The sequence below is a fragment of the Arthrobacter sp. T2-23 genome (assembly GCF_055398325.1).
The window spans coordinates 2,960,766-2,987,705 of sequence record NZ_AP027917.1; the positions used below are offsets into that span (position 1 = coordinate 2,960,766).

The following is a 26,940-nucleotide window of genomic DNA, read 5'->3' on the forward strand; positions in this document are numbered from 1 at the left end:
CAGCCCTGCGCCGTTACGCTGGATCAATGACCCTGCCATTCGACACCCGCCCGGCCGCCTACGGAATCATCATCCGCGAGGACTCCCTCCTGCTGGCGTACTGGAAGCAGGGCGGCCGCGAGGGCTGGACCCTGCCCGGCGGCGGCCTGGACCTCGCCGAGCATCCGGTGGACGGGTGCCGCCGGGAGATCTACGAGGAGACCGGCTACGATGCCGAGATCGGCGCCCTGCTCGGAATCGACGTCGGTCATTGGCCGGCCGAGACCCGGCTCGACGGCGGCCAGCGCGACTTCCAGTCCCTGCGGCTGGTCTACGAGGCGAGCATCACCGGCGGCGAACTGCGGCACGAGGTGGGCGGCAGCACCACCCACGCCGCCTGGATCCCGCTGGCCGAAGTGGCGGGCCTGAACCGGGTCTCGCTCGTGGACGCGGCGCTGCGGCTCTACCGGGAGCGGCCGCTGGACGGAAAGCTCGCCTGAAAACCCTAGCCACCCGCGGCCCGGGCGGCTAGCCTAGAAAAACCGCGGCCGGGATGGCCGCCAGATGCCCGGGGAGGTGGAACTGATGACTGCAACGGACCTGCGCGCGCAGCGCACAACCTCACACCTCATTATTCCTGCCCCGGCCGTCCGCATTTCCTAGCCCAACACCGCTGACCGGTCTGACCGCAGCGGGCAGCGCACTCCCGGGGCCCATCAAAGGGTTTCCATTGAATCTTCAGCACAGTCAACAAACGGCTCTTCAAGGGCCGGTCCGTTTCGGTTTCACCGACGCCGTCACGGAACTCTTCTCCGCCCATCCGGTCCCCGGCGGCACCGGCGCCGGACGGGTGGTGCGGGTGGACCGCAACCTCGTCCTGGTGGCGGCCCACTACGGCCAATCGCACCTGCCGTACCCGCGGACCGGGAAAGTTCCGGCCACCGGCGACTGGGTCTGGCTCGGCAGCAACCCGGTAGGTGAGCCCGCCATAGTTAGCGTGCTGCCCCGCCGCTCGGAGCTGAGCCGGAAGCGCGCCTTCGAGGCGTCCTCGGAGGCGCAGGTGCTTGGTGCCAACATGGACCTCGTCGGCGTCGTGGTGCCGGTGGACCGTCCGCTCACACACAACAGGCTCGAGCGCACGCTCGTCGCGGCCTGGGATTCCGGCGCCACCCCGCTGGTGGTGATCACGAAGGCGGACCTCGCCGAGGTGGCGGACGACGTCGTCGGGCAGGTCATGCTGCAGGCCGCCGGCGTCGACGTGGTCACCACCTCGGCCGAAAACGGCGACGGCCTCGACGAGCTGCTGGGACACCTTCCGCCCGGCGGCACCATCGTGCTGCTCGGCCCGTCGGGCGCCGGCAAATCCACCCTGATCAACGCCCTTGTTGGCTTCAGGGCGCAGGAAACAGGCGCGGTGAGGTCCGGCGACGGCAAAGGCAGGCACACCACAACCTCCCGTGAACTTGTGCCGTTGCCGGGCGGCTCGGTGCTGATGGACACGCCCGGGGTGCGCGGCTTCGGATTGTTCGACGCCGAGGACGGCCTGGACGAGGTGTTCGGGGACCTTGAGGACCTCTTCGCCCGGTGCCGGTTTGCCGACTGTGCGCACGGCCGCGAGCCAGGCTGTGCCGTGCAGGCTGCCCTCGCCGAGGGGGAGCTGGAGGGCCGCCGCTGGGAGAGCTACCTCAAGATGCAGCGGGAGGTGGCGGCATTGGAACGGCGCCACGACGCCGCGGCCCGGCGCGCCTACCAGCGGGAGTGGCACCAGAAAGTGGTAGTTGCCAGCAGGAGCCAACGCGCCGCCGAGCGGCTCAGCCACGACCAGCCCGGCGGGGGCAGGGAAAGCGGCAAAGGAAAGGGCAAACGCCGAGCGAAATAAGACCGGCCCATCCGGAACACGAATGGTGCCGAATGCCTCAGGTAGTCCGGGCTCCGCCGGCCGTATCGGACCCGATTCTTCGAATTGGTCCCCGAGCTGGTCGGCGGCGCCCGCTACGCTGAGTCGTACCCGCTTTACAGCCAAAAATCAGCGTGCATATGATCAGTTGGCTGGACCGTCCCATGTTGCCGCCAACAGATAGGTAAGCCCGGAATGGCAGAGGCCATGATCGAGTTCCAGAGCGTCACCAAGCAGTATCCGGGCGGCCAGGCCGCCGTTGACGATCTGAGCATGTCCATCGACAAGGGCGCCATCACCGTCTTCGTCGGACCCTCCGGCTGCGGCAAGACCACCTCGCTGCGGATGATCAACCGGATGGTGGAGCCGACGTCGGGCACCATCACCGTGGACGGGCGGGACGTCACCTCCGTGCCGGCCGCGCAGCTCCGCCGTTCCATGGGCTACGTCATGCAGTCCTCCGGGCTGATGCCCCACCGCTCCGTACTGGACAACATCGCCACCGTGCCGCGGCTCAACGGGGTGTCCAAGGCCGTGTCCCGGAAGCGCGCGCAGGAGCTGCTCGACGTCGTCGGGCTCGCTTCCGGGCTTGGCCGGCGCTACCCCTCACAGCTCTCCGGCGGCCAGCAACAGCGCGTGGGAGTGGCCCGCGCCCTCGCCGCCGACCCGCCCGTGCTGCTTATGGACGAACCCTTCAGCGCCGTGGACCCCGTGGTGCGCGATGAACTGCAGAAAGAGCTGCTCCGGCTGCAGCGCGACCTGGCCAAGACCATAGTGTTCGTCACGCACGACATCGACGAGGCGACCGTGCTGGGGGACAAGGTGGCCGTCTTTGCCGGCGGAGGGAAGCTGGCGCAGTACGCCACCCCGGAAGAGATCCTGCGGGCCCCGGCCAATGACTTTGTCGCGTCCTTTGTGGGCCGCGACCGGGGCTTCCGGCACCTCGCGTTCAGCCCGTCCGACGGCGTCGCGATCCACCCGGTACACACCGTCCGCGCGGACGAACTCGCCCGCCGCGGCGGCCCGGACGCCGACGAATGGCAGCTCGTGGTCGACGACGAGCACCGGCCGCTGGGCTGGAGCGCGCCGGGCGCCGGTCCCGCGACGGTCCCGGGCGGATCGCTCTTCCACAAGGGGGAGACGCTCCGCCGGGCCCTTGACGCTGCCCTGTCCTCACCCTCCGGACTCGGCGTGGCCGTGGACGCTGACGGCCGGGTGGCCGGCGTCATCACGGCCGGGGAAGTGCTCGCCCTGATCGAAGCGGACCGCCGGGTCCGGCAGGGCGCGCGCTGATGGAATGGTTCCTGGCGAACAGCGGACAGGTCTTCAGCCTCGCGGGACAGCACCTCGTCCTGGCCGTCCTGCCGATGATCTTCGGCCTGCTGATCTCCATTCCGCTGGCCCAGCTGGCCCGGCAGAACCGGACCCTGCGCACCGTGGTCCTGACGGCCTCCTCGCTGCTCTACACCATCCCCTCGCTGGCGCTCTTCATCATCCTGCCGACCGTGCTGGGAACCAGGATTCTGGACCCGGCCAACGTCGTCGTTGCCCTGACCATCTATGCCGTCGCGCTGCTGGTCCGGGCCGCCCTGGATGCCTTCGACTCGGTGGACGATGACCTGCAGCAGGCCGCCGTCGCGATGGGCTTCAAACCCCTGGCTCGGTTCCTGCAGATCGACCTGCCGCTGTCGCTGCCCGTGCTCTTCGCCGGACTCCGGGTGGTCTCCGTCAGCAACATCTCCCTGGTCAGCGTTGCCGCCCTGCTCGGCATCGGGAACCTCGGCATGCTGTTCACTTCCGGGCTCCAGCGCGACTTCGTGACCGAGGTGCTGGTGGGCATTGTCGCCATCCTGGTCCTGGCGCTGCTGATGGACGCTGTGCTGGTGCTCCTTGAGCGGCTCCTGACACCCTGGACCCGGGCCGGAACCGGAAGGTCCGGCGAGCCGGCCTCGGGCCGCCGTCTTTCCGAGTCCGCCGCGGGGGCGTCAGCATGAGCAATGTTTTCACCGACACCTTCGCCTGGCTCACGGACCCGGAGCACTGGGCCGGCAGCACCGGCATCCCCGTGCGCCTTGCCGAGCACCTGCAGTACACCGGGCTCGTGATGTTGATCGCGACGGCCATCGCGGTCCCGATTGGCCTGTACGTCGGCCACACTGGCCGGGGGCGGGTGGCCGTGGTGGCCCTCGCCGGTGCGCTGCGCGCACTGCCGACTCTCGGGCTGCTGACGCTGTTCGTCCTGCTGGCCGGCATCGGGCTGATGCCGCCGGTCTGGGCGCTGGTGATCCTGACCGTGCCGCCGCTGCTCGCCGGGACGTATGCGGGAATCTCCAGCGTGGACCGCGACGTCGTGGATGCCGCCCGCGCTATGGGGATGACCGAACTGCAGGTGCTCTTCCGCGCTGAATTCCCCAACGCGTTGCCGGTGATGTTCGGCGGCTTCCGCACCGGTGTGCTGCAGGTGATCGCCACGGTGTCGGTCGTCGCCTACATCAACCTGGGCGGGCTGGGCCGCTATCTCTTTGACGGCCTCGTGCTCTCGGACTTCCCGCAGATGCTCGGCGGGTCGCTGCTCATCGCCGTGCTCGCCATCGCCGTCGACCTTGTACTTGTGCTGTTCCAGCGGCTCTTCCTCTCCCGCGGGGCCGCACGCAAACCCGACCGCAGCCACAAGGCCGCGGCACATCTCACAGACCCCGCGACCGCGGAGGCTGTTGTTCAAGGAGGTACGTCATGAAGGAAACCCGCCAACGAGCCCTCGGCAGGCGCGCGTTCGGAGGCCTGGCCGCCGGCGTCGGTCTGGCCCTTGCCCTGTCCGCCTGCGGAGGCTCATCCAACCCGCTGTCCTCGGCCCCTGCCAGCGGCGGTTCGTCCGGCGCAGCCGGCGGCGCGCTGGTGATCGGTTCCGCCGACTTCACCGAGAGCCAGATCATCGCCGAGCTCTACGCCGGGGCGCTCAACGCCGCCGGGGTAACCGCGAGCACCAAGCCGAACATCGGTTCCCGGGAGGTCTACTTCAAGGCCGTGCAGGACGGATCCGTCGACGTGATCCCCGACTACAGCGGTAACCTCCTGCTGCACGTCAACAAGGGCGCCACCGAGATCTCCGCCGACGACATCGCCAAGGCACTGCCGGGCAAGCTTCCCGACGGACTGGCGGTGCTGGATGCGGCCAAGGCCGAGGACAAGGACGCCATGGTGGTCACCAAGGCCACCGCCGAGAAATACAAGCTGAAGTCCATCGAAGACCTGGCCAAGGTCTGCAAGGAGATCGTGGTCGGTGCGCCGGCCACCTTCGCCGAACGCGCCTACGGCCTGCCGGGCCTGAAGAAGAACTACAACTGCGAGCCCAAGAAGCTCGAACCCTTCAGCGACGGCGGCGGCCCCGTCACCGTCAAGGCCCTGCTCTCGGACCAGGTCCAGGTGGCCGACATCTACACCACCACCCCGGCCATCGCGGACAACGACCTGGTGGTGCTGGAGGACCCGAAGAATAACTTCATCGCCCAGCAGGTCCTCCCGCTGTACAACAAGGCCAAGATGACGGACAAGGCCAAAGAGGCCCTCAATGCCGTCTCCAAGCTGCTCACCACCGAGGACCTGATCAACCTCAACCGCGCGGTGGGCGGCAGCCAGAAGCAGAACCCGAAGGACGCCGCGGCAGCGTGGCTCAAGGACAAGGGCCTGGTCAAGTAGACCGGAATCCCTGACTGTCCGACGGCGGCTGCCGGCCCGGTTGCTCCGGCCGGCAGCCGCCGTCGCTGTGTCCCCATCCCGGCGGCAGAACCGGCGTATGACGCGGGCTTCGGCTGTGAGACAAGTCTCAAGGGAAGTACATCCGCCATATGGCATATTTGATGAATGGCAGAATTCAAGCAGTCCACCAAGCTTCATAATGTCCTCTACGACATCCGTGGACCGATTCTTCAGGCCGCCCAGCAAATGGAGGCAGAGGGTCACCGTATCCTCAAACTGAACATCGGAAACCCGGCCCCGTTCGGGTTCGAAGCGCCGGACGCGATCCTGGTGGACATGATCCGCCACCTGCCGCACGCCCAGGGCTACAGCGACTCCCGCGGCATCTTCTCCGCCCGGACCGCCGTCTCGCAGTACTACCAGACCCGCGGGATCCAGAACATCCACGTCGACGACATCTACCTCGGCAACGGCGTCAGCGAGCTCATCACCATGTCGCTGATGGCCCTGCTGGACGACGGCGACGAGGTGCTCATCCCCACCCCGGACTACCCGCTCTGGACCGCGTCCGTGGCCCTGGCCGGCGGGAAGCCGGTGCACTACCTGTGCGACGAGGAATCCGGCTGGCAGCCCGACCTGGACGACCTGGAAGCGAAAATCACGCCGCGCACCAAGGGCATCGTGGTGATCAACCCGAACAACCCCACCGGGGCCGTCTACCCCGAGGAAACGCTCAAGAAAATCGTGGCGCTGGCCGAAAAGCACGGCTTGGTCCTGTTCGCCGACGAGATCTACGAAAAGATCCTCTACGAGGACGCCGTGCACGTGAACATGGCCAGCCTCACCGGCGACGACGTGCTCTGCCTGACCTTCAGCGGTCTGTCCAAGGCCTACCGGGTCTGCGGCTACCGTGCAGGCTGGATGGCCATCTCAGGCCCCAAGAAGGATGCGGCGGACTACCTCGAGGGCATCAACCTGCTGGCCAATATGCGGCTGTGCGCCAACGTGCCGGCGCAGCACGCCATCCAGACGGCCCTCGGCGGGTACCAGAGCATCAACGACCTGATCCTGCCCGGCGGCCGGCTGCTGGAGCAGCGGAACAAGGCCTACGACATGCTGAACGCCATTCCTGGTGTCAGCACCCAGCAGGCCCGCGGCGCGATGTACCTGTTCCCGAAGCTGGACCCGGAGGTTTACCACATCCGCGACGACGAGAAGTTCGTCCTGGACCTGCTGCGCCAGCAGAAGATCCTCGTCTCCCACGGCAGGGCCTTCAACTGGGTCCGGCCGGACCACTTCCGGATGGTGACCTTGCCGAACGTCAAGGATCTGGAGGAGGCAATCAACCGCATGGCGGACTTCCTGAGCCGGTACCAGGGCAACTAGGATTCGGGACAGCAGCGCTGCAGGACGATCGTCCGGCGGGCCGGCTGCCCGAACCGGAAAGAGGCTCTCAATGGCAGACGCTGTGAACTTCGACAAGCACCCCTCCGAGACCTTGCGTGCCGGAAAGGGATTCAAGCTCAAGGACTGCGACCCGGATTCGACCCCCGGCTACGCCGGGGACAAGTCGGACGGTGAGATGTTGCTGGACGAACTGGACGGAAAGCTCGCCCAGCTCCAGGAGCAGCTTTTCGCGGAGTCCCGGTTCGGCGGCACCAAGCGCATCCTCCTGGTCCTGCAGGCCATGGACACTGCCGGCAAGGGCGGTATCATCACGCACGTCATGGGTGCCATGAATCCGCACGGTGTCCAGTTGAAGTCCTTCAAGGCGCCCACTCCCGAGGAAAAGTCCTATGACTTCCTGTGGCGGATCGAAAAGGAAGTGCCCGCCGCCGGCATGGTCGGGGTCTTTGACCGCTCCCACTATGAGGACGTTCTGATCCACCGGGTGCACCGCTGGGCCAATCCCGAGGAGCTGGAGCGCCGCTACCAGGCCATCAATGAATTTGAAGCCCGGCAGAGCTCTGCCGGCACCAAAATCGTCAAGGTGATGCTCCACATCAGCCGCGACGAGCAGAAGGAACGGCTCCTAGCCCGCCTAGATGATCCGGCCAAACTCTGGAAGTACAGCAGCACCGATCTGAAGGAGCGGGCCTTCTGGAGCGACTACATGGACGCGTACCAGAAGGCGTTCGAGAAGACGGGCACCGAGATCGCTCCTTGGCACGTCGTGCCGGCCAATAAGAAGTGGTTCGCCCGGATCGCCGTCCAGCAGCTGCTGCTGGACGCGCTGGAGGGACTCAAGCTTCAGTGGCCCGTGCCGGAACTCGACGTCGAGATGGAACAGGAGCTGGTGCGGCGCTCCTAGCCGGCCCGCTCAGCCTTCCTGGCCGGCCTGGTCCCGGGCTGCCGCGAGCCGCTTGCGGGCACCCTCGAGCCACTGCTCGCAGCGCTTTGCGAGGGCTTCCCCACGCTCCCAGAGGGCCAGGGATTCCTCGAGGCTGGCGCCTCCGGCCTCGAGCTTGCCCACCACGCCCACAAGCTGTTCGCGGGCCTCTTCGTAGCTCAGTCCGTCGAGGTCGGTGTCCGGTGCCGGGGTTGCTGTGTTCTCTGTTGCCATGCTGTGCTCTTTCTCTGGCTCCCGGGGTGGACCGTCAGGGCGGGGCCGGGAAGGGGATGTCGGGTTTGTCAGGTCTGTCTCTGTTGTCTGGGGGCGGCGTTGTCTGGGCGCGGCGCCCCGGTCAGTCTTCGGCGGCGTGCTGGCCGCCGGTGGACTGGGCCGTGAACCTGCCGCCCGCCACGCGCACGGCCAAGGCCGTGCCTGCCGGCGCCTGGCCGGGATGCCGCACGACCTCGTGGCGGGTACCGGGGAGGATCGTGCCGTCGTCGAGCTGGACGACGGCGTAGCCGCGGTCCAGTGTCTTTTGCGGCGACAGGGCCCGGATCTGGGCCTTGAGGTGGACCAGCTGGTCAGCCGCCCGCACGACGGCGGTGTTGATGGCCGCGTGCGCTCGGCCCTTGAGCCGTTCGACGTCGTCGTGCCGCGCGGTGACCATGCCTTCCGGCGCCGCCAGCACCGGGCGGGAGCGAAGCGACGCGAGCCGGTCCGTTTCCCGCTCCACCAGGCGGGTGACCCCGCGGCGAAGCTGGTCGCGGGCCTGCCGGACCCTGGCCAGTTCCTCCGTCACGTCCGGGACGATCCGCTTCGCGGCGTCGGTGGGCGTCGAGGCGCGCAGGTCGGCGACGTCGTCCAGGATGGGCCGGTCGGCCTCGTGGCCGATCGCGCTGACGACAGGCGTGGCAGCGTCCGCCACGGCCCGGATCAGTTCCTCGCTGCTGAAGGGGAGCAGGTCCTCGAGGGCGCCGCCGCCGCGGGCGATGACAATGACGTCGACCTCGGGGAGGGCGTCCAGTTCCTGCAGGGCCCCGATGACCTGGGCCACGGCGGTATTGCCCTGGACGGCCACTTCGCGGATTTCGAATTCGACCGCGGGCCAGCGGAGCGCCGCGTTGCGGAGCACATCCTTCTTGGCATCCGAGTCGCGGCCGGTAATCAGGCCGATCCGGTGGGGGAGCAGGGGAAGGCGCTTCTTGCGGGAGTCCGCGAAGAGTCCCTCCGCCGCGAGGGCCTGGCGCAGCCGTTCAATCCGGGCCAGCAGATCGCCGAGCCCCACCGGCCGGATGTCCTTGACGGACATGTTCAGCCGGCCCGTCTTCAGCCAGAACTCGGCCTTGATCAGCGCCACCACGCGGGAGCCGCGCTCCAGCGGCATGGTCTGGCGGTCCAGGATGTTGGTCCAGATTGACGCGGGGAGGGAGATCTCCGCGTCAATGTCCCGCAGCGTGAGGTAGGCGTTGGTGCCGCGCCGGTTGAGCTCGATGACCTGGCCTTCGACCCAGGCCGAGGGCGCGCGGTCGATATACCCCTTGAGCTTCTGCGAGAGCATCTGTAAGGGCCAGGGGTTGTCCGGGCTGGTGCCGGCCGCGGTGGCCGGTAGGGTGCTGGCCGCGGCGGTCTCCTCAGACATGCCGGTGACCGCCGGCGGTGTGTGCCGCGTGCAGGTGCGGGTGCTGGTGCATGTGGTGCGGGGTCCTTTGATGGAGACGGGGAACTGCTTCAACTCTATCCATAGCTCTACCAGCAGGGCCGGACGTTCTACCCGCCGCTTTCCGGTTCGCCGAAATGCCCCCGTAGGATGGCACTACTCCCAACCCCCGCCAGGAGATTTTCGTGCGCACTTTTGTCTCGGCCGTCGCCGTCCTGATCGGCCTTGCCATGGCGGCTGTTGCCGTCCCGGCCATGTGGGTGGACCGCAACCTCGTCCAGGAGGACGGGTTTGTCGCGCTTACCGCGCCGCTCGGCAAGGACCCTGCCTTCCAGAAGAGGCTGGCCACTGCAGCCGTGAACGGCATTGGCTTCGGTGACCAGCAGCTTCCCGACGCCCTCGCCCACTTGGTCAAGCCGATTCTGGCGGAGGCTGCACAGTCCCTGACCTCCATGCCCGGCTACTCCGACGCCTGGGCCGAGACGCTGCGCCGGAGCCACCGGCTGAGCTTTGCCGATCCGCGCACCCTCCCGCCGGACGTCGACGGCGCCACCTCCTTGACCCTGGACGTCGCCCCGCTGGTGGGGCTGGTGGTCAAGCGGGTCTCGGAGTCCTCGCCCGTGCCGTTGAAGGCGCCGGAGACGGTACGGATCGGCATCGGACAGTCCAACCAGCGCCAGCTGATCGAACGGGTATCTGCGTACGCCCCGATGGGCTCCGCGGTGGCCGTGGGGTCGGCTATCGCCTTCATCCTGGCGTTCATCGCCGCGAGGCGGAAGTGGACGGTCGTGGTGGCAACGGGCATCGGCGCCCTCGTGCTGGCCGCGGTGTGGAAATTTGGTGCGGATGCCGCGGGCCAGGCGGTCCTGGGAACCCGAAGCGGCAACGACGTGGCGGAGATCTTCAAAAGCGAGTTCGTGGCCGCCTCCTTGGCGGGCTTCGGACCGTGGATCGTCGCGGCACTCGTGGCGGGGGCGTTCCTGCTGGTCGCAGGGATCGTGCTCCGTATTGTCGCCTCCCGCCGGCCGGCCCGAAGCATCGGGCAATAACGAACACCGGTAGCATTGGGGCATGACCTCCACCGCTGTATCCATCCCGATGCCCTCCGTTCCGCGCCGGCGGCGAACGCCGGAGGAAGTGTTGGCGGCGGCCCCGGTGACCGGGGCGAAGAAGGTGCTCCTGGCGGCGCCGCGCGGTTACTGCGCCGGCGTCGACCGTGCCGTGATTGCCGTGGAAAAGGCGCTCGAGCACTACGGACCGCCCGTTTACGTCCGCAAGCAGATCGTCCACAACGTCCATGTGGTGAGCTCCCTCGAGGAAAAGGGCGCGATCTTCGTCGATGAGACCGATGAGGTGCCCGAAGGTGCCCTCGTGATCTTCTCGGCACACGGCGTCTCGCCGGCGGTCGTGCAGTCCGCCGAGGACCGCGGCCTGAGGACCATCGACGCTACATGCCCGCTGGTGACCAAGGTGCATAAAGAGGCTGTCCGCTTCGCGAAGGACGACTTCGACATCCTGCTGATCGGCCACGACGGCCACGAGGAAGTCGAAGGGACCGCCGGCGAGGCCCCCGAGCACATCCAGATCATCAACGGCCCGCATGAGGTGGACAAGGTGACGGTCCGCGACCCCGAGAAGGTGATCTGGCTCTCGCAGACCACCCTGAGCGTGGACGAAACCATGGAGACCGTGCGCCTGCTTAAGGAGCGTTTCCCCACCCTGCAGGATCCGCCCAGCGATGACATCTGCTACGCGACCACGAACCGCCAGGTCGCCATTAAGAAGATCTCGCCGCAGGCCGATCTCGTTATTGTGGTTGGTTCGGCCAACTCCTCGAACTCCGTGCGCCTGGTGGAAGTCGCCCTGGAATACGGTGCCAAGGCCTCCTACCGCGTCGACTTCGCCAATGAGGTGGATGAGTCCTGGTTCGAGGGCGTCGCCACGGTCGGCGTGACCTCCGGCGCATCCGTGCCCGAGGTGCTGGTGAAAGACGTGCTCCGGCTCCTGGCCGACTACGGCTACGGTGACGTCGAGGAAGTCGTCACGGCGGAGGAAGACCTGCTCTTCTCCCTGCCGAAGGAACTCCGGGCCACCCTGAAGCAGGCCGGGGATGTCTCCCGGGCCTTGGGTGGCCGCGGCGCGCGCCCCGCGGAACGGCCGTAGGCGGCAGAAAAGTCCTAGGCGGCGGACTCTTCCGAGTCGCTGCCACTGTCGCCGTCGCCCTCGTCGCCCTCGTCGACGCCGGTGTTCCCGGCGGTGATACCCGGCTGCAGCTCCGGCGCGGCCACTGACCGTGGCGTCGCCTCGACAGTGACCGGAGTCGCAAGACCCCCGGCGTCCATAGCGTTCAGCTTGCGTGCGGTGGGGAGCACCCGGGCCTCCAGCGTGCCGACTAGGGAGTTGTAGCGGTCCACCGAGGTCTTCAACGATGAGCCCAGCTTGGAAACGTTGTCGCCCAGGGTTCCCATCCGCTCGTAGAGCTGCTGGGCCAGTTCGAACAGTTCCCGCGCGCTGTCCGTCAGCACGTCCTGCCGCCAGGTGAACGCCACCGACTTGAGGACCGCCAGCAGCGTCCCGGGCGAGGCGAGTACGACGTTCTTGGACAGGGCATAGTCCAGCAGGGCCGGATCCGCCGTGAGGGCGGCGGCCAGGATGGACTCGGCCGGCAGGAAGCAAATCACCAGTTCCGGGGCGTTGCCGGGAATGTCCCAGTACTTCTTGTTGCTCAGCGCATCAACGTGGGCTTTGAGGGCCTTCGCATGGGTGGCCAGCAGGGCCTGCTGGCTGTTACGCGACACCGACCCGGGGGTCCCGCCGCCGGCGGGGGAGCCCAGCTCCTGCGCCTCGAGGTACGCCGTCAACGGCACTTTGGCGTCCACCACGAGCTGCTTGTCGCCCGGGAGCTGCACGACCAGGTCGGGCCGGACCGTGTTGTCGGACCCGGAACTGTGCAGCTGCTCGTGGAAGTCAACGTGCCGCAGCATTCCCGCCGCCTCCACCACACGGCGCAGCTGGACTTCGCCCCATTGGCCCCGGGCGCTATTGGACCGCAGGGCCGACTCAAGCGCGTGCGTTGACCGCAGCAGCTGCTCGTCCGAGAGCCTGGCCTCCTGCAGCTGCTGGGCCAGCTGGCCGTACTGTTCCAGCCGGTCCCGCTCAAGTAGGGATACCTGTTGCTGGACCGCCGTCAGCTTTTCGGCCACAGGGGCCAGCGCCCGCAGCACGCTTCCGTCTTGGGCCCTCGCATCTCCCAGCTCCCGGTTCTGCGCCGCCAGCAGGCGGCGTTCGGCGTCGGCGGCGGCGAACCGTGCGCTGACTTCAGACAGGCGCGCGGAAACGCCGTCGAAGTCCTGCTCAAGTGCGGAACTGCGGCGCCGCAACGCCACGAAGGTGAAGGCGGCGCCGGCCACGGCTCCGATCAGCAGCATCAGCAGGGCAAGAATGAGTGCGAAAGCGTCCATGCCTTCACTCTGGCACGCAGCCCTGACAGTTTTGCCGAGGACGCAAGGAACGCGGCGCTCCGGGGCGACGCCGACGGCGAACAGCGCCCAGCCGCCGCAGGGGACCGGGCCGTTTACCGGTAGAATCAATACTCGTGGCTCTTACTATTGGCATCGTCGGACTGCCCAACGTCGGCAAATCAACCCTTTTCAACGCACTGACCCGCAACCAGGTGCTCGCGGCGAACTACCCGTTCGCCACGATCGAGCCCAACGTCGGCGTCGTGAACCTGCCGGACCCGCGGCTCGCGAAGCTGGCCGAGATTTTCGGCTCGGCGCGCCTGCTGCCAGCCGCCGTGTCCTTTGTGGACATCGCCGGCATCGTCAAGGGCGCCTCCGAGGGTGAAGGCCTGGGTAACCAGTTCCTGGCGAACATCCGTGAGGCCGAGGCGATCGCGCAGGTTGTCCGCGTGTTCGACGACCCCGACGTCATCCACGTCGACGGCAAGGTTGACCCTCGCTCGGACATGGAGACCATCAACACCGAGCTGATCCTCGCGGACCTCCAGACCATCGAGAAGGCCGTCCCCCGGATCGAAAAAGAAGTCAAGATCAAGAAGCGCGAAGCCGCCGAGCTGGCCGCAGTCAAGGCTGCCCAGGCTGTGCTGGAACGCGGCGACACCATCTTCTCCTCGATCAAGAGCGACAAGCTGGAGATGGAGCACCTGAAGGAGCTCGGCCTGCTCACGGCCAAGCCCTTCATCTACGTCTTCAATGCGGACGAGGGCATCCTTGGCAGCCCGGAAAAGCAGGCGGAGCTGCGCGCGATGGTTGCTCCGGCGGACTGCATTTTCCTCGACGCCAAGCTCGAGTCAGACCTCGTCGAACTGGACGAGGAAGAGGCGCGCGAAATGCTCGAGATGAACGGCCAGGACGAGTCCGGCCTCGACCAGCTGGCCCGCGTCGGGTTCCACACGCTGGGGCTGCAGACCTACCTGACCGCCGGCCCCAAGGAAACCCGGGCCTGGACGATCCACCAGGGCGACACGGCTCCCCAGGCCGCCGGTGTCATCCACTCCGACTTCCAGCGCGGCTTCATCAAGGCCGAAGTGGTCTCCTTCGACGACCTGATTGAAGCCGGCTCCATGGCCGAGGCGAAAGCCCGCGGCAAGGTCCGGATCGAAGGTAAGGAATACATCATGGCCGACGGCGACGTCGTGGAGTTCCGCTTCAACGTGTAGCCCGCAGGATTTTGAGACGGCCCCGGATGCTTCCGCATATGGGCCGTCTCTGTTGGGGCGATGGTGGCGCCCGGGGGTTATGGGTGCCGAGTGTGATAGCCGGTGTGCGGTGTCTCGGATGGCGGCCAACGGCAGTTCCGAAAGGTGCATGCTAAGCCTGCTTCGTTGCATGGGGGAGTACCGCAGCCGTCCAGCCGCAGGAACCCGACCCGCGCTGGGCTACTTACAACACGTGACCTAGGATCTAGCCATGACGACTCTTCAGGGTGCGGTTGTTCTGGTAGCCGGCGCCACCGGTGGACTCGGTTCGCGCATCGCCGCTCAGCTGGAGAGCAACGGCGCCGTCGTCGCCCGATCGTCAAAGTCTCTTGGGCACGATCTGCGCTCACCTTCCGTGATCCAGGAGGTGCTGGATCACACGATTGCGCAGTACGGACGTCTCGACGGGCTAGTGGTTGCATCCGGCGTCGTCGCCTTTGGCGCGGCATCAGACCTTGAATCCGCCACGGTGGACGAACTCTTTTCTGTGAATACCACCAGTCCGATCCAACTCATTACCCAGAGCCAGCCCTACCTCGCGGTCTCGGCACGTGAGGGCCGGGAGCCCTTCGTGGTCACACTGAGCGGTGTTGTCGCCGAGGCACCAGTCGCCGGTCTGGCGGCGTACTCGGCGTCGAAGGCTGGGCTCGCGGCCTTTGTTGTCGCAGCGGCGCGCGAGTATCGCCGCGCGGGCATCCGAATCGTGGACGCCCGCCCAGGCCACACTGGTACCGCGCTGTCCGAGCATCCGATCGCCGGGTCAGCGCCGCGATTCGGAGCGGGGCTGGATCCAGACCTGGTTGCAGCGCGCATCATCACCGCGATCGTCGATGGCGAGAAGGATCTGCCCAGCACCGCCTTCTAGGCTCGGCCGAGGTCCTGCAACTGAGCGGTAAAGAAGCTAATGGGTTCCGAAGTGCGCTCATTGCTAACGGCGGGGGAGTCGAAGCTACCTTGCCCCCACATCGGAACAGACCTGAAGCGGGCTGGCGGATTTGAGGCCGGCAGTGAGTAGCTGGTCGCGAAGGCACTGCAGATGTTACCCCGGCTGGTTCGGGATTGACTGCCAGTTCGGGTTGAACCTGCAGAGCAGTTACTCACGGCCAGGGAATTACCCTTCGGGAACCGTGCCAACCTGCTTTGCTGGCACCCCAACGACCACTGCCCTCGCGGGCACGTCCTTTGTGACGACTGCACCTGCGCCCACCACTGCCCCATCGCCAATTTTCACGCCTGGCAACACCGTCACGTTCGCCCCGAACCACACGCCCAAGCCGATCACTACGCGCGCCGGGTGCATGTCGGCTCGTCGGCTCGGCAGCATGTCGTGGTTCAACGTCGTGATCACGGCATTATGTCCGATGAGGGATCCATCGCCGATTTCGATACCGCCCTGGTCCTGAAACCGGCAGCCGCTGTTCACGAACACATCCGAGCCGAAACGGATGTTCTTGCCGAAGTCAGCGCTAAACGGCGGGAAGAGCTGGAAGGACTCGGGGACCTCGCGCCCGGTCAACTCACTTATCAGGGCCCGCACCTCGCCGGGGGAGTGGTATCGCCCGTTGAGCTCGGCGGTGATGCTCAGCGACTCCTGGCTCGCAGCGTGCATAACTTCATGGTGCGGCGATCCTCCGGGAATCGTCTCACCGGCGTTTAGTGCAATCAGAAGGTCGTCGAGTCCGCGAATTTCGGCCATATGCACACGATATCGTTCCCTTGGCTGCACCTGAGTCCCCATCCAAATGAATTCAACAGAAGCTCCTGAGTTGCTCGACCCACGAAAACCTTTCGTCACCGGGCTGCCGCGAGATGTGTTGCCGGGACGACTCAGCTCCCAGGCCGTCCTGCAGGACCCGTGCCCCTGGCGCTAGCGGGTACGTCAGGTTCTTCGGCTACGGAATGCGGTGGAATTTAGGTTTAATGTATAGTTCCTGACCTCCCTGAAACCCTGCAGCCTGCGACCCTGAACGCATCTACAGTTGGCCGCCGTTAGGGAGCATCGGGCCCCGATACTCCCGTTTGGCGCAGCTGCTGGTTCCGTCTCTCTCCGGGAAGGAGGCAGACTTTCCTGGAGACGTACACGAGACCCTTAGGAGAACCCCATGACCGCCGCCATCTCAGTCATTGTCTTTGATGTGAACGAAACCCTCTCGGATATGTCGCCCATGGGGGAACGCTTCAGCGAGGTCGGGGCGCCGGTTGAGCTGGCTAAACTTTGGTTCGCGACGTTGTTGCGTGACGGCTTCGCACTGGCGGCTAGCGGGGAGAACGGATCGTTCTCCGCCATCGGGGCCGACGTTCTTCGGGAACTCCTGACCGGGGTTGAGCTCAACCGTACTCTCGCTGAGGCGGTCGACCATGTGATGGGGGGCATGAACGGCCTTGGGGTACACCCGGATGTCGCGGACGGGATCAGCGCCCTCGCCGCTGCAGGGTTCCGGCTGATCACGCTCAGCAACGGCTCGGCCGGGATCGCCAGCAAGCTGTTGAGCGAGGCCGGGTTCCGGGACGCGTTCGAGGCTCTGCTGTCGGTCGAGGATGCGCCCGCGTGGAAGCCGGCCAGAGGCTCCTATGAATATGCCGCCGCCGCTTCCGGGGCTGACCCGGCTAGCATGCTGCTGGTGGCCGTGCATCCATGGGACATTCACGGTGCCGCCCGTGCCGGGCTGCGGACGGCCTGGCTTAACCGGACCGGGGCAAGCTACCCGGGCTACTTTGCGGCTCCCGACTTCATCGTCACAGCACTGACCGACCTCCCCGCGGCCCTGGTTGCAGCGCACTGACCGGGACCGTCCGCTCGGACCGGTGCGGGCCGCCGCCTACTGATTTGTAGGGCGAAACAGCTGACCGGGTGGGTGCCGAAGCCCCCTTCCACTGCGCGTCCGCCGACTGCCGTGTGGCAGCGGCGGACACGCCTGCGGGATGATGTGGAGTGAGACTGGGTGAAGCCTGCAGGGCCGGACCTGTATCGCGTTCTTATGCGGTCGGTTGCATGGTGCCATAGGTGCTGCGTGTTTAGGAATCTGCCTGCTGGTGGTTTGCCTTAGTGTTCGGAATCCTTCCGGAGTGTTCGCGGGCGAAGATGGCAGCAGCCGCGGCCAAAACCAGAATTGCCCAGAACCAGAGGAGGTGTCCGGCGTAGTCGGCCTCCAGCACGGTGGTGTTGCGGGCCACGGATTGTGCCTTGAGCAGGATTCCCGTGATCAGAGTGACAATGGCGCCTGTCATGAGGGCCCCTCGCAGCACCGCTGCGGAGGCGGGCCGCAGGCCGGAGCCGAGCCGGGTTAGTCCGGCGCCGGCAAGAGTTGACAGCGGCACGATGACGCCGTCGTGGAGCAGTACGGCGACGGCCATCCACGTTAGCAACCCCAGCAGTTGGGAGGGGCCGAGCTGGGTTGGCAGGCCCATCAGTCCGTATCCGATGAGCCCCGCACCGGCCACGCCGAGGCCTATCCTTGTGACTCTGACGGTTCTGGCTGTCTTTACGCCTCGGTCTGTAGTGTGAGGCGGGGTTTCCTCGAGCGGGGTCACAGGATCTCCAGGGTTTGAAGCCATTTGGTTTGGAGGACGCCGGGCCGTCCGGGGGCAATGATCCTGGCGGGATAGCCGTGGTCCAGATCCAGGATGGACCCGTTGAGTTCGAGCGCGACGAGTGTGCGTTCTTCCTGGGTGTATTCCGCCGGCATGGACATGAGCCTGTACGCGCCCTCGGGTTCGAGACTGGTCACCCGCAACGCCGAGTCGGGCGGTGCCCCGGCAGCACCGAGCAGGTCCCGCATCGTCACGCCGCGCCATTGGGCCATCTGGCTCCAGCCCTCGACGCAAGCGATCGGGAGCTCGTGAGTGCTCTGCGGGAGCGCGCGGAGTTCGGCCAGGCTGAACTTTGTGCTGGATCCGTTGTGCACCACGGTCAGGGACCAGTCTCCGGCCCGGGCAAGGTCCGCCACTTTCGCGTCGGCCGCGGTCCGGTTGACCGGGACGGATTGCGGGCCGGTCCCCATGCTGCGGGGGGCAAAAAGGTTCAGGGGGCCGAGCCAGGAAAAGGACTGCCCGGCCGTGGTGAGGACGAGCGCGGCACTGCTCGTTCCGACCCCGGTAAGAAAGGCCCGCCGTGACCACCGGCCCTGCGTCGCCGCGGCTGCCGGTACGGGGTGCGTGGCATCTGCCTTGACGCCGGCCGCAGGACCGGCCAGCGTAGACGCCTCGATGGCCCGGCCGCGCCAGTGAGCCATGATGGCAGGAAGCTTCACGCCGATGTGCAGCAGCAGGGATCCCCAAATGACCCATGCCATCCAATAGTGGGTCTCACGGAAGGGGAATGGCCAAGGATACCACTTGTAGGTGTTGATTAGACCGGTTGTCAGCTGAAGAAGCGAGGAAGCAATGAACAGGGCGATCGAGGCCCGTTCAAAGGCATGGGCCAGTGACTTGACCGGTGGCCACTTGAGTAGCTCCGGATAAACGGACCAGAGCTTGGCGAGCAGCAGCGGAATCGATGCGATCCCGGAGGTGATGTGGATTCCTTGGGTGAGCTGGTAGATCCATACCGGGCGGGTGGGGAAGAACATCCAGGACGGCGGATTTTGCAGGCCGTGGCTGAACAAACCGGTCAGGAAGCACACCGTAAAACTCAGTCCGAGCCAGCGGCCCAGGACCACCGTGAGCCGCGTGCTCCGCGTCGGGGAGGCAAACCGGGCGGCCAGGGCCTTCGTCAGCCTTTGAGGGTCGGGCCTTTGCATGCTTACATCACACCACTATTCAGGATCAGGCGGGTAGAAGACCGGGAAATGAGCGGAAGCACCACGGAGAACTGCTTCAACCAGGTGAAAAGGTCCCGGGCGTCGGGGTGACGCGAAACGTGCCACGGACCTTGAGGGTCCGCGGCACGTTCCTGCCGGTGCAGACCATGCCTCCGGCAGGTCTTGGCGGGTGTTATTTGGTGTTGACGGTGATTTTGGCGATGCCGACGAGCATGTCGGCCTTCACGGCGTCGGTTTTGAAGGTTTTGTTCAGCAGGCCGGCGGCGGTGTCGGAGATCAGTACTCGGGTGCCTTCCAGGACCGCGGTGTCTCCGGACTTCGCGAGGGGCTTGAGGGTGGAGCCGTCAAGGTTGAAGATGTAGGCCTGCTTGACGGCGGTCGTGCCGTTGACGGCGACGTCGCCGTAGAGCTTGGAGGTGCCGGGGTCGATGGTGAAGTTGGTCAGGTCGACCTTGGTGTCCCCTGCTGTCAGGGAGAATCCGGAGCCGGCGTGGTTGATCAGGCCCTGCACGTAAGGCCGGTAGTCCTTGGCCGGGTCGTAGTAGTCGACCTTGCCGCCGGTGATCGGGAAGATGAGGGAGCCGTCGGTGAGGGCGGCGGTGCCGATGACGCCGGGGGTGAGCTTCAGGGTCTCGAGGGCCTTGGCGAACGAGGCATCGAGCTTGACCGCGGTGGACGTTCCGGTCAGGGCCGGGATGGAGGCCAGCGGCTTGGCCATGTCGGCGGACGCGGAAGATGAGGAGGACGACGGGGCCGAGGAGGTGTTGTTTGCCGGGCTGCAGGCGGCCAGGGAGAACATCAGTGAACCGGCAGCGGCGATTCCTGCGAAGGTTTTGAGGGAGGTGCGCATGGGAGTGCTCCTTGAAGTCTTTGGGGGTGGTCCATCCCGGTGCGTGGCCGTGGGTGCGGGCCGCGGATTGTCAGCGGGGCGGGTCTTTGTCTGTCAGGAGTACTTCGGGGTCAACGCCCGCCCGGATGGGTTCCGAGCGCCCCGGGCCATTCCGTAACACCAACCACGCGCGCGTCACGGCCACCGGGACAGGCGGTGATCTACCCCGAGAGCGTGGCCGCAGCCCCGGAGCTCATGGCCGGCCATCACTGATCGGGGCTGGTCATTTTCCTGAACTTTGCTTGGGAACCGGCGGCGCGGATTAGTGTGCGCGCCGCCAGACCTGCAGGCCTCAGCCTCGTTCCCCGCGTAACGGAGCTGTGGCGAATTCCTTCATCCCCTCGTTGAAGCCTATGGCCGGCGCCCAGCGCAGGTCCGCCTTGATCCGCCCGGAGGAGGCGGTGACGTGACGTACGTCCCCGAGTCGGTACTCGCCGGTGATCACCGGCGCCGGACCTCGACTGAATCGGCTTAGCGCCGCTGCGACGTCGCCGATCGTCCTGACCTCGTCGGCGCCGACGTTGTAGGCGCGGAAGGCTGCGCTGCCGGGACCGGCCAGCGAGTCGACTGCGGCGATGTTTGCAGCCGCGACGTCCCGGACGTGGATGAAGCTGCGCCGCTGGCGGCCGTCTTCGAAGACCCGGGGCGCTTCGCCTCGGGCCAGGGCCGAGCGGAACAGGGAAGCGACCCCTGCATAGGGGGTATCTCGTGGCATTCTGGGGCCGTAGACGTTGTGGTAGCGCAGAGCGATGGCTGTACCGGCGGTGCTCCGGGCCCATACGGCAGCGAGGTGCTCCTGGCTGAGCTTCGACGCCGCGTAGACGTTTCGAGGATCGAGAGGCGCATCCTCGGTGATCATCGCGGGGATCAGGGCTGCTCCGGTTTCCGGGTTGCGGGGATCGAAGTTGCCTGCGCGCAGGTCGGACTCGGCGCGGGGGCCCGGCCGGGCGGATTGGCCGGTGACGGGGTCTGTGTAAGCTCCCTCTCCGTAGACCACCATCGAAGAGGCCAAGACCAGGCGCTTGATGGCCCGGCGCTCCATGGCGGCTAGCAGGACAGCCGTGGCGTAGTCGTTGTTGCGGATGTAGTCCGGCGCGTCGGCGAAGCTGACGCCGAGTCCGACTTTCGCGCTTTGGTGACAGACTGTATCGATGCCCTGCAGCGCAGCGCCGACGTCGTCCGGGTTCGTGACGTCCCCTTCCTGAAAATCCACCCGAGGGTCCCACAGAGGCGGTTGCGGATGAAGGACTGGGTCCAGCGAGTCCAGCACCCGCACGTACCAGCCCCGGGCCAGGGCTGCTTCGACTACGTGTGAACCGATAAAGCCGGCGCCTCCGGTGACAAGGAGTCTCATCTGAGGCTCCCCGCTTCCCGGACGGTGGGCAGCGCCAGAATCCCGCCCACGGCTTCGGGGTCCATCAGCTGCGGGGCAACATAGTCCCCACCGATTGATGCGACTGTCGCTTCAAGGACGGCCAGAACGTTTTTTTGGGCGCCTTTGAGACGGGAGAAGACGGCGTCGGCGGTCACCGGGGCGGAACCGTCATGTCCGGTGTCAGAATCGGTGATGAAGGCCAGATTCGCAAAACCCATATTCAATTCCGCGGCCAAGACCGGTTCGGGGTACTGGGTCATACTGATGATGTCGGCGCCGCCGGAGACATACCAGGCCGACTCGGCCTTGGTTGAGAACCGCGGCCCGTTGATCACCACCACCGTTCCCCGCGGGGCATAGGGAAGGTTCCGGGCAGCGAGGGCGGCGTCCAGGTGTGAACGCAGCGTTGGGCAGAACGGTTCTGATGCCGGCAGGTGCTGGACGCCAGCCGCGGCGACTCCATCGGCAACCGTGCCATCAAAAAATGTGTCGTGTCGTCCCCAGGTGCGGTCGATCAGCTGGTCGGTCACGACGAATGATTCAGGTCCGAAGCCTTGCCTCAATCCGCCCACGGCCGAGGACGAGAGCACCCCGCGGACTCCGAGGCGTTTAAGCGCCCACAGGTTGGCACGGTAGTTGATCTTCTGGGGCGGGAGCGAGTGTCCGTCGCCATGGCGTGGCAGAAAGGCGACGGCCTGTCCGGCCACGTCCGCGATCGTGACGGGTCCGGAAGGCGGCCCGTAGGGGGTGGCGATGGCGACGGTAGTGAGGACCCTCGCGCCGGGGAGCCGGTACGTGCCGGAGCCGCCGATGATGCCGATGCGCGCCTGTGGCGCGTCGGGAAACGCTGTGTGCATGGTGCAATCCTGCCATTCGGGGGTGCTGGTGGTTTGAGGCGGCAGCCGTTTACTCGGTTGGAATCATCTGGGTGGGCACTCCGGTTTGGAGCCCGTCGGCGGCAGCCTGTCGTATGTCGTTGCGGCGCCTTAGCCAGCCGCCTGCGGCGATCCCGGCGGCTGCCGTGAGGAGCGCGGCCTGGTCCAGCGGCTGGGTCCAGGGGGCGACGGTCGGGGCCATATAGACGAAGTCAAGGGCAAGGATCACTCCCACGTACTCCCATCGGCGGCTCAGGACGATGAACGGCAACAGCATGAGGGCATACCAGGGGTAGTTGGGACTGACAATGAGCAGTGTCAGACCGATCATGACGGTCTGCTTCTCCCAGACGTTCGCCGCGCGTGTTTGTCGCAGCACGGCCAAGGCGACGATGGCCATCGCTGCGGCGCTGAGGACCGGCGGCCAGGGGCCGGAGGAGAGAATCTGTGCGAGGCCGAACCGGACACCGCCGCTCTGGCTGTATCCCTCCTCTTTGAGGTAGCCGGGCAGGAAACCCAGGACACCGGTCCCGGCGGCCGCCAGATACGGTAGGTAGAGCAGGACGAATGTCAGGACCGCTGCGGCGATGAAACTCACCGGGCGCCGGAACAACAACGCGGGGGCTGCAATGACCGGAATGAGTTTTGTTGCCACGGCTGCGCCGAAGGCTACTCCGGAACGTAAGGGCCTTCCTCCAGCCAGAAGCATCCCGGCGGCGAGCATCAAGGCGGCACCCAGCAGGTCAACGTGGGCGTTATTCACAGCCTCGAGCTGAACGAACGGGCTCCAGCCCCAGATCGCGGCGACGTGCAGCGGCAGGCCGCGTCTGGCCAGGGCGGCCATCAGCATGATCCCGACGGCGGCGCTGAGAAGCAGCCCCCCGAGCTGGAAGGGAAGGTATCCGACTGAGTCCGGGACCGCGGCCCGGACGCCGAGGAAGTAGATTTCGGCCGTGGGCGGATAAATCGTGGGCGCGTGGGGCCGGTTGATGGCGGTGCACAGGGGATTGCCTGAGGGAAAGCCGAAAGCTGCGACGGACTCCGTGCCGAACAGGTCCTTGGCACACAGCGGCCGGCCGTCGGGATCGGAGGTGCCGGGCGCGAAGAGCCACCCCGGCCTCAAGCTACTGAGAGTCTCATCCACCGGCACATAGGAATAGGGGGACAGCCCCGCCTTCTGCACGATACCGTCCCAGGCGTAACGGGCGGAGTCGTTGCTCGTCCGCGGCGGTGCGCTCACGGCAACCAGACCGAGAAGTACCGTGCCTATGATGATCACCGCGCGCACCCGCCGTTGGGGCATGCGCCGCAAGAGGCGGACGGCGGCGATGAGAACCAGCCATGAAAGGCAGGTGCCGGCAATCGGGGCTGATTCGAACGGATTGCCGGGGACCACCATCCACCACAGCAGACCCGCGAGCACGAAGAATAGCGCGGCCAGTGTAATGAAGATCCGCACCGTGCTGGACCCGCAGGATGCTGCGGGCCGAGCGGTCGTCATTCCACGTGCCCGTCCGCGGCGGGGATGGGGGAGAGCCGGCAAAAAACCCGTCCCTGCACGCGTTCGATGGTGGTAACGGTCCATCCGCTCCGCCGGGCCCGGGACACGAGCCCGACTGAGCCTGACCGTGCCCATCGGAACGGCTCGCTTTGGTTTCCGTTCTCGTCCTCCAGCACCGCGGAAAATACGACGTCCACGCTATCGTCTGTGTCCAACTCGGCCAGGAGAATCCCCTCGGGGGCGATGAGCTCGCGGCATCTGCGCAACAGGGATGTAATGCTTCCGCCGATGCCGATGTTGCCATCGAGCAAGATGACAGATTGCCAGAGACCGGAATGGGGCACAGGGGCGAACACCGATTGTTCAATCGCGCTCGCCCCACGCCCGCGCGCCCGCCGGACCGCATCGGCGCTGGTATCAATGCCCAGCGCCGTTAGGCCGATTCCCTGTGCTGCCCCCAGCATCCTCCCCGGACCGCAACCGACGTCGAGGACCGGGCCTTGGAGGGTGCGCAGTAACGACCGCTCGAGCAGACTGGCGTCCTCGCACCACACGCGAACGTCGAAGTCCACCGCTTCCGCATGGTGAACGCCGTCCGGGCGAAGCGTCAGCGTGCCGGAACCGCTCGCAAGGGCCCTGGCGAAAGGCTCGTTATGGCCCTGACCGAAATGGGTGGCAGACGCTACGCCGACAGCAGTCATCGGTCTGCTCCCGTAACGGCTGCGGGGTGCCGAGCCTCGAGTGCGGCCTCATCGACGAAATGGGAGAAGCTGCTGCCTGGAATCAGGGCGGCGATCTCAAGGGCATCAGTGAAGTGGTCCATGTCCCGCAGCTCGGGAAGGATTCCGACGCTTAGCCCCGCGGCCAACAGGCGGGCATGCTGGCTGGCCCCTGTCGTTTCGGTGGACATCGTCACACCCCGGATCAGCTCCCCGGCGGGGCGGCGCAGCGCGAGGGCCCAAAAACCGCCATCGGTGGCCGGGCCCATCCATGCGTCGTTGACGGCCGGGTGTGTTGACCAGTCCCGAAGCAAGGGGGCGACATCGTCAAAAGAGAACTGGGGGGTGTCCATGCCAATGATAAGGAGCGGGCCGGGGGCTGCGTCGCAGATGGCAGCGAGTCGTTCGTCCAGGCCTCCGGATGCCTGAGCGATGACTTTGAAGTCATGGGTGTCGGAAGCAACCGGGGTGCCGTCCATGACAAGCACCCGGTCCCGGACCGGCAAATCCCGGACGGTGTCCAGGGTGCGGCTGAGACTCAGTTGTGCCAGCACTGCAGCTCTTTGGGGCGTCAGCGGAGGGCTCAGTCGGGTCTTCACTCGCCCTGGAAGGCACTCTTTGGCGATGACCGCCACTGTCAGATCCATGCTTTTCCTCATGTAGGTTCTTCGATGTCGCCGGGATTCCGGACCGGTCCAGCCGACGCGGCCGCCGCTGCCTTGAGCTGGGCGGACATGTCGCGCACCGCGGTCAGCGTTCCGCGAAGGGTTCCGGTGACCTTGGACTTGCCGGTGCGCGGGGCATAGGGCACGGGCAGCTCAACGATCCGCCAGTGGCGCAGGCTTGCCTTGAGAAACATCTCCAGGGGATAACCGCTGCGGCGGTCTTCAAGACCCAGGGAGAGCAATTCAGCCCGCCGTGCTGCCCGCATGGGGCCAAGATCAGTCACGCGTTCCCCGGTCAAACGTCGCAGTCGCCAGGCGAGCACCACATTGGCCGCGCGGGCATGAACCGGCCAGGACCCGCGCTGCGGTTGTCGGCTGCCCAGCACTAAATCTGCGGTCCCGTCCATGACCGGAGCCAGGATCCCCGGCAGCTGCGCCGGGTCCAGTGAGCCGTCACAGTCGCAAAAGGCAACGAATTGTGACGTAGCTGCAAGCAGACCGGCATGCGCGGCGGCCCCAAATCCCCGCCGGGCCTCACGGACAACCATCGCGCCAAGGCCTGCCGCGAGTTCCGCGGAACCGTCCGTGGAACCGTTGTCCACCACGATTGCCCGGTACCCTTCCGGCATTCTGGACAACACCCACGGCAGGGCGCCCTTTTCGTTCAGGCACGGCAGAATAACGTCCACCACGGCTCCGGTCATTTCGGACATCCTCTAACGCTAGGTGCTGGGGCCGCATCCGTCACCGGACACGGCGGGGGTGACGCGAAACGTGCCACGGACCTTGAGGGTCCGCGGCACGTTCCTGCCGGTGCAGACCATGCCTCCGGCAGGTCTTGGCGGGTGTTATTTGGTGTTGACGGTGATTTTGGCGATGCCGACGAGCATGTCGGCCTTCACGGCGTCGGTTTTGAAGGTTTTGTTCAGCAGGCCGGCGGCGGTGTCGGAGATCAGTACTCGGGTGCCTTCCAGGACCGCGGTGTCTCCGGACTTCGCGAGGGGCTTGAGGGTGGAGCCGTCAAGGTTGAAGATGTAGGCCTGCTTGACGGCGGTCGTGCCGTTGACGGCGACGTCGCCGTAGAGCTTGGAGGTGCCGGGGTCGATGGTGAAGTTGGTCAGGTCGACCTTGGTGTCCCCTGCTGTCAGGGAGAATCCGGAGCCGGCGTGGTTGATCAGGCCCTGCACGTAAGGCCGGTAGTCCTTGGCCGGGTCGTAGTAGTCGACCTTGCCGCCGGTGATCGGGAAGATGAGGGAGCCGTCGGTGAGGGCGGCGGTGCCGATGACGCCGGGGGTGAGCTTCAGGGTCTCGAGGGCCTTGGCGAACGAGGCATCGAGCTTGACCGCGGTGGACGTTCCGGTCAGGGCCGGGATGGAGGCCAGCGGCTTGGCCATGTCGGCGGACGCGGAAGATGAGGAGGACGACGGGGCCGAGGAGGTGTTGTTTGCCGGGCTGCAGGCGGCCAGGGAGAACATCAGTGAACCGGCAGCGGCGATTCCTGCGAAGGTTTTGAGGGAGGTGCGCATGGGAGTGCTCCTTGAAGTCTTTGGGGGTGGTCCATCCCGGTGCGTGGCCGTGGGTGCGGGCCGCGGATTGTCAGCGGGGCGGGTCTTTGTCTGTCAGGAGTACTTCGGGGTCAACGCCCGCCCGGATGGGTTCCGAGCCCCCCGGGCCATTCCGTAACACCAACCACACGCGCATCCCCTTCCGGGATGCGGGGCCGGGCGACGTTATTGGGCGCACGGCGGCGGTGATTACGGCCATCAAGCACCATCAAGCACGGTCAGCGAATATGTCGCGGGCACGCCGTGTTGCGTAGGCGTGGGCCGCGGGTATTGATGAGTTGCGCAAGTCACCACCGCTGGCAGCAGGCGA

At 66.3% G+C, this 26,940-nt stretch carries 27 protein-coding genes; 13 read left to right on the forward strand and 14 right to left on the reverse strand.

The features are described 5' to 3' along the window. Positions 1-26 precede the first annotated feature (26 nt). The 8 genes from ACZ5Z0_RS13835 to ACZ5Z0_RS13870 all read left to right on the forward strand — a co-directional run bounded on the left by ACZ5Z0_RS13835 (position 27) and on the right by ACZ5Z0_RS13870 (position 7,883). On the forward strand, positions 27-479 hold the full coding sequence (locus ACZ5Z0_RS13835; protein ID WP_138768665.1) for an NUDIX hydrolase: 453 nt from the start codon (positions 27-29) through the stop codon (positions 477-479). A 230-nt stretch (positions 480-709) separates the two neighbouring features. Further along, complete coding sequence (gene rsgA / locus ACZ5Z0_RS13840) at positions 710-1,858, forward strand: ribosome small subunit-dependent GTPase A (RefSeq protein WP_464108916.1); 1,149 nt, start codon at positions 710-712, stop codon at positions 1,856-1,858. A 213-nt stretch (positions 1,859-2,071) separates the two neighbouring features. Next, a complete protein-coding gene (locus tag ACZ5Z0_RS13845) occupies positions 2,072-3,169 on the forward strand; it encodes an ABC transporter ATP-binding protein (RefSeq protein ID WP_464108917.1) in 1,098 nt (365 codons plus the stop codon). Further along, positions 3,169-3,870 (forward strand): ABC transporter permease, encoded by a 702-nt coding sequence (locus tag ACZ5Z0_RS13850; protein ID WP_464108918.1) that lies wholly within the window; start codon positions 3,169-3,171, stop codon positions 3,868-3,870. Before ACZ5Z0_RS13845 ends, ACZ5Z0_RS13850 begins: the two co-directional genes overlap by 1 nt. After that, complete coding sequence (locus ACZ5Z0_RS13855; RefSeq protein ID WP_464108919.1) at positions 3,867-4,613, forward strand: ABC transporter permease; 747 nt, start codon at positions 3,867-3,869, stop codon at positions 4,611-4,613. The genes ACZ5Z0_RS13850 and ACZ5Z0_RS13855 overlap by 4 nt, the downstream gene beginning before the upstream one ends. Continuing rightward, a complete protein-coding gene (locus ACZ5Z0_RS13860) occupies positions 4,610-5,572 on the forward strand; it encodes an ABC transporter substrate-binding protein (RefSeq protein ID WP_464108920.1) in 963 nt (320 codons plus the stop codon). Before ACZ5Z0_RS13855 ends, ACZ5Z0_RS13860 begins: the two co-directional genes overlap by 4 nt. A 165-nt stretch (positions 5,573-5,737) precedes the next feature. Continuing rightward, the gene (locus tag ACZ5Z0_RS13865; protein WP_464108921.1) at positions 5,738-6,958 is read left to right on the forward strand and encodes a pyridoxal phosphate-dependent aminotransferase; all 1,221 of its coding nucleotides are present in this window, start codon (positions 5,738-5,740) and stop codon (positions 6,956-6,958) included. A 70-nt stretch (positions 6,959-7,028) separates the two neighbouring features. Beyond that, positions 7,029-7,883 (forward strand): polyphosphate kinase 2 family protein, encoded by an 855-nt coding sequence (locus ACZ5Z0_RS13870; protein WP_464108922.1) that lies wholly within the window; start codon positions 7,029-7,031, stop codon positions 7,881-7,883. 9 nt (positions 7,884-7,892) lie between these two features. Here ACZ5Z0_RS13870 and ACZ5Z0_RS13875 read toward each other — a convergent pair whose 3' ends face one another. Then, positions 7,893-8,135, reverse strand: a complete 243-nt coding sequence (locus ACZ5Z0_RS13875) for an exodeoxyribonuclease VII small subunit (RefSeq protein WP_464108923.1) — start codon at positions 8,133-8,135, stop codon at positions 7,893-7,895. Positions 8,136-8,256: 121 nt separating this feature from the next. Continuing rightward, a complete protein-coding gene (gene xseA, locus ACZ5Z0_RS13880) occupies positions 8,257-9,543 on the reverse strand; it encodes an exodeoxyribonuclease VII large subunit (protein ID WP_464108924.1) in 1,287 nt (428 codons plus the stop codon). 203 nt (positions 9,544-9,746) lie between these two features. On the opposite strand from xseA, the gene ACZ5Z0_RS13885 reads away from it, so the two are divergent. Both ACZ5Z0_RS13885 and ACZ5Z0_RS13890 read left to right on the forward strand, forming a co-directional pair. Continuing rightward, positions 9,747-10,610, forward strand: a complete 864-nt coding sequence (locus ACZ5Z0_RS13885) for a hypothetical protein (protein WP_464108925.1) — start codon at positions 9,747-9,749, stop codon at positions 10,608-10,610. A 22-nt stretch (positions 10,611-10,632) separates the two neighbouring features. Beyond that, entirely contained in the window at positions 10,633-11,724 is a 1,092-nt protein-coding gene (locus ACZ5Z0_RS13890; protein ID WP_464108926.1) for a 4-hydroxy-3-methylbut-2-enyl diphosphate reductase, read from the forward strand. Positions 11,725-11,738: 14 nt separating this feature from the next. On the opposite strand, the gene ACZ5Z0_RS13895 is transcribed toward ACZ5Z0_RS13890, so the two are convergent. Next, positions 11,739-13,022: a DNA recombination protein RmuC gene (locus tag ACZ5Z0_RS13895; RefSeq protein ID WP_464108927.1), complete on the reverse strand. Its 1,284-nt coding sequence runs from the start codon at positions 13,020-13,022 to the stop codon at positions 11,739-11,741. Between the two features lie 134 nt (positions 13,023-13,156). Here ACZ5Z0_RS13895 and ychF point away from each other — a divergent pair, with 134 nt between their 5' ends. Both ychF and ACZ5Z0_RS13905 read left to right on the forward strand, forming a co-directional pair. Further along, on the forward strand, positions 13,157-14,242 hold the full coding sequence (ychF, locus tag ACZ5Z0_RS13900; protein ID WP_464108928.1) for a redox-regulated ATPase YchF: 1,086 nt from the start codon (positions 13,157-13,159) through the stop codon (positions 14,240-14,242). 250 nt (positions 14,243-14,492) lie between these two features. Then, on the forward strand, positions 14,493-15,146 hold the full coding sequence (locus tag ACZ5Z0_RS13905; RefSeq protein WP_464108929.1) for an SDR family NAD(P)-dependent oxidoreductase: 654 nt from the start codon (positions 14,493-14,495) through the stop codon (positions 15,144-15,146). Between the two features lie 246 nt (positions 15,147-15,392). Here ACZ5Z0_RS13905 and ACZ5Z0_RS13910 read toward each other — a convergent pair whose 3' ends face one another. After that, positions 15,393-15,977, reverse strand: a complete 585-nt coding sequence (locus ACZ5Z0_RS13910; protein WP_464108930.1) for a DapH/DapD/GlmU-related protein — start codon at positions 15,975-15,977, stop codon at positions 15,393-15,395. A 406-nt stretch (positions 15,978-16,383) separates the two neighbouring features. Between ACZ5Z0_RS13910 and ACZ5Z0_RS13915 the strand changes: the two genes are divergently transcribed. Continuing rightward, positions 16,384-17,064, forward strand: coding sequence for a haloacid dehalogenase type II (locus ACZ5Z0_RS13915; protein ID WP_464108931.1), 681 nt, complete (start codon positions 16,384-16,386; stop codon positions 17,062-17,064). Between the two features lie 232 nt (positions 17,065-17,296). Here the strand turns inward: ACZ5Z0_RS13915 and ACZ5Z0_RS13920 are convergent, their stop codons facing one another. From ACZ5Z0_RS13920 to ACZ5Z0_RS13965, 10 genes are all read right to left on the reverse strand, one after another. Continuing rightward, on the reverse strand, positions 17,297-17,689 hold the full coding sequence (locus ACZ5Z0_RS13920; RefSeq protein WP_464108932.1) for a hypothetical protein: 393 nt from the start codon (positions 17,687-17,689) through the stop codon (positions 17,297-17,299). Between the two features lie 119 nt (positions 17,690-17,808). Beyond that, the gene (locus ACZ5Z0_RS13925; protein WP_464108933.1) at positions 17,809-19,020 is read right to left on the reverse strand and encodes a molybdopterin-dependent oxidoreductase; all 1,212 of its coding nucleotides are present in this window, start codon (positions 19,018-19,020) and stop codon (positions 17,809-17,811) included. A gap of 193 nt (positions 19,021-19,213) precedes the next feature. After that, the gene (locus tag ACZ5Z0_RS13930) at positions 19,214-19,891 is read right to left on the reverse strand and encodes a hypothetical protein (protein ID WP_464108934.1); all 678 of its coding nucleotides are present in this window, start codon (positions 19,889-19,891) and stop codon (positions 19,214-19,216) included. A gap of 331 nt (positions 19,892-20,222) precedes the next feature. Next, positions 20,223-21,284 (reverse strand): NAD-dependent epimerase/dehydratase family protein, encoded by a 1,062-nt coding sequence (locus tag ACZ5Z0_RS13935; RefSeq protein WP_464108935.1) that lies wholly within the window; start codon positions 21,282-21,284, stop codon positions 20,223-20,225. Beyond that, complete coding sequence (locus ACZ5Z0_RS13940) at positions 21,281-22,162, reverse strand: MTAP family purine nucleoside phosphorylase (protein WP_464108936.1); 882 nt, start codon at positions 22,160-22,162, stop codon at positions 21,281-21,283. Before ACZ5Z0_RS13940 ends, ACZ5Z0_RS13935 begins: the two co-directional genes overlap by 4 nt. Positions 22,163-22,211: 49 nt before the next feature. Next, positions 22,212-23,681: a glycosyltransferase family 87 protein gene (locus tag ACZ5Z0_RS13945; RefSeq protein WP_464108937.1), complete on the reverse strand. Its 1,470-nt coding sequence runs from the start codon at positions 23,679-23,681 to the stop codon at positions 22,212-22,214. After that, positions 23,678-24,382: a methyltransferase domain-containing protein gene (locus ACZ5Z0_RS13950; protein ID WP_464108938.1), complete on the reverse strand. Its 705-nt coding sequence runs from the start codon at positions 24,380-24,382 to the stop codon at positions 23,678-23,680. Before ACZ5Z0_RS13950 ends, ACZ5Z0_RS13945 begins: the two co-directional genes overlap by 4 nt. Further along, a complete protein-coding gene (locus ACZ5Z0_RS13955; RefSeq protein ID WP_464108939.1) occupies positions 24,379-24,954 on the reverse strand; it encodes a TIGR04282 family arsenosugar biosynthesis glycosyltransferase in 576 nt (191 codons plus the stop codon). The genes ACZ5Z0_RS13950 and ACZ5Z0_RS13955 overlap by 4 nt, the downstream gene beginning before the upstream one ends. 101 nt (positions 24,955-25,055) lie before the next feature. Continuing rightward, on the reverse strand, positions 25,056-25,778 hold the full coding sequence (locus ACZ5Z0_RS13960) for a glycosyltransferase family 2 protein (protein WP_464108940.1): 723 nt from the start codon (positions 25,776-25,778) through the stop codon (positions 25,056-25,058). Between the two features lie 135 nt (positions 25,779-25,913). Continuing rightward, positions 25,914-26,591, reverse strand: coding sequence for a hypothetical protein (locus ACZ5Z0_RS13965; RefSeq protein WP_464108934.1), 678 nt, complete (start codon positions 26,589-26,591; stop codon positions 25,914-25,916). Positions 26,592-26,940 lie beyond the last annotated feature (349 nt).

Bases quoted from the DNA above. Each gene is read 5' to 3' on its own strand.
- ACZ5Z0_RS13835 (WP_138768665.1), top strand. From the start codon at position 27: ATGACCCTGCCATTCGACACCCGCCCGGCCGCCTACGGAATCATCATC.
- ACZ5Z0_RS13845 (WP_464108917.1), top strand. From the start codon at position 2,072: ATGGCAGAGGCCATGATCGAGTTCCAGAGCGTCACCAAGCAGTATCCG.
- ACZ5Z0_RS13850 (WP_464108918.1), top strand. From the start codon at position 3,169: ATGGAATGGTTCCTGGCGAACAGCGGACAGGTCTTCAGCCTCGCGGGA.
- ACZ5Z0_RS13855 (WP_464108919.1), top strand. From the start codon at position 3,867: ATGAGCAATGTTTTCACCGACACCTTCGCCTGGCTCACGGACCCGGAG.
- ACZ5Z0_RS13860 (WP_464108920.1), top strand. From the start codon at position 4,610: ATGAAGGAAACCCGCCAACGAGCCCTCGGCAGGCGCGCGTTCGGAGGC.
- ACZ5Z0_RS13865 (WP_464108921.1), top strand. From the start codon at position 5,738: ATGGCAGAATTCAAGCAGTCCACCAAGCTTCATAATGTCCTCTACGAC.
- ACZ5Z0_RS13870 (WP_464108922.1), top strand. From the start codon at position 7,029: ATGGCAGACGCTGTGAACTTCGACAAGCACCCCTCCGAGACCTTGCGT.
- ACZ5Z0_RS13875 (WP_464108923.1), bottom strand. From the start codon at position 8,135: ATGGCAACAGAGAACACAGCAACCCCGGCACCGGACACCGACCTCGAC.
- xseA (WP_464108924.1), bottom strand. From the start codon at position 9,543: ATGTCTGAGGAGACCGCCGCGGCCAGCACCCTACCGGCCACCGCGGCC.
- ACZ5Z0_RS13890 (WP_464108926.1), top strand. From the start codon at position 10,633: ATGACCTCCACCGCTGTATCCATCCCGATGCCCTCCGTTCCGCGCCGG.
- ACZ5Z0_RS13895 (WP_464108927.1), bottom strand. From the start codon at position 13,022: ATGGACGCTTTCGCACTCATTCTTGCCCTGCTGATGCTGCTGATCGGA.
- ACZ5Z0_RS13905 (WP_464108929.1), top strand. From the start codon at position 14,493: ATGACGACTCTTCAGGGTGCGGTTGTTCTGGTAGCCGGCGCCACCGGT.
- ACZ5Z0_RS13910 (WP_464108930.1), bottom strand. From the start codon at position 15,977: ATGGCCGAAATTCGCGGACTCGACGACCTTCTGATTGCACTAAACGCC.
- ACZ5Z0_RS13915 (WP_464108931.1), top strand. From the start codon at position 16,384: ATGACCGCCGCCATCTCAGTCATTGTCTTTGATGTGAACGAAACCCTC.
- ACZ5Z0_RS13920 (WP_464108932.1), bottom strand. From the start codon at position 17,689: ATGGGCCTGCCAACCCAGCTCGGCCCCTCCCAACTGCTGGGGTTGCTA.
- ACZ5Z0_RS13925 (WP_464108933.1), bottom strand. From the start codon at position 19,020: ATGCAAAGGCCCGACCCTCAAAGGCTGACGAAGGCCCTGGCCGCCCGG.
- ACZ5Z0_RS13930 (WP_464108934.1), bottom strand. From the start codon at position 19,891: ATGCGCACCTCCCTCAAAACCTTCGCAGGAATCGCCGCTGCCGGTTCA.
- ACZ5Z0_RS13935 (WP_464108935.1), bottom strand. From the start codon at position 21,284: ATGAGACTCCTTGTCACCGGAGGCGCCGGCTTTATCGGTTCACACGTA.
- ACZ5Z0_RS13940 (WP_464108936.1), bottom strand. From the start codon at position 22,162: ATGCACACAGCGTTTCCCGACGCGCCACAGGCGCGCATCGGCATCATC.
- ACZ5Z0_RS13945 (WP_464108937.1), bottom strand. From the start codon at position 23,681: ATGACGACCGCTCGGCCCGCAGCATCCTGCGGGTCCAGCACGGTGCGG.
- ACZ5Z0_RS13950 (WP_464108938.1), bottom strand. From the start codon at position 24,382: ATGACTGCTGTCGGCGTAGCGTCTGCCACCCATTTCGGTCAGGGCCAT.
- ACZ5Z0_RS13960 (WP_464108940.1), bottom strand. From the start codon at position 25,778: ATGTCCGAAATGACCGGAGCCGTGGTGGACGTTATTCTGCCGTGCCTG.
- ACZ5Z0_RS13965 (WP_464108934.1), bottom strand. From the start codon at position 26,591: ATGCGCACCTCCCTCAAAACCTTCGCAGGAATCGCCGCTGCCGGTTCA.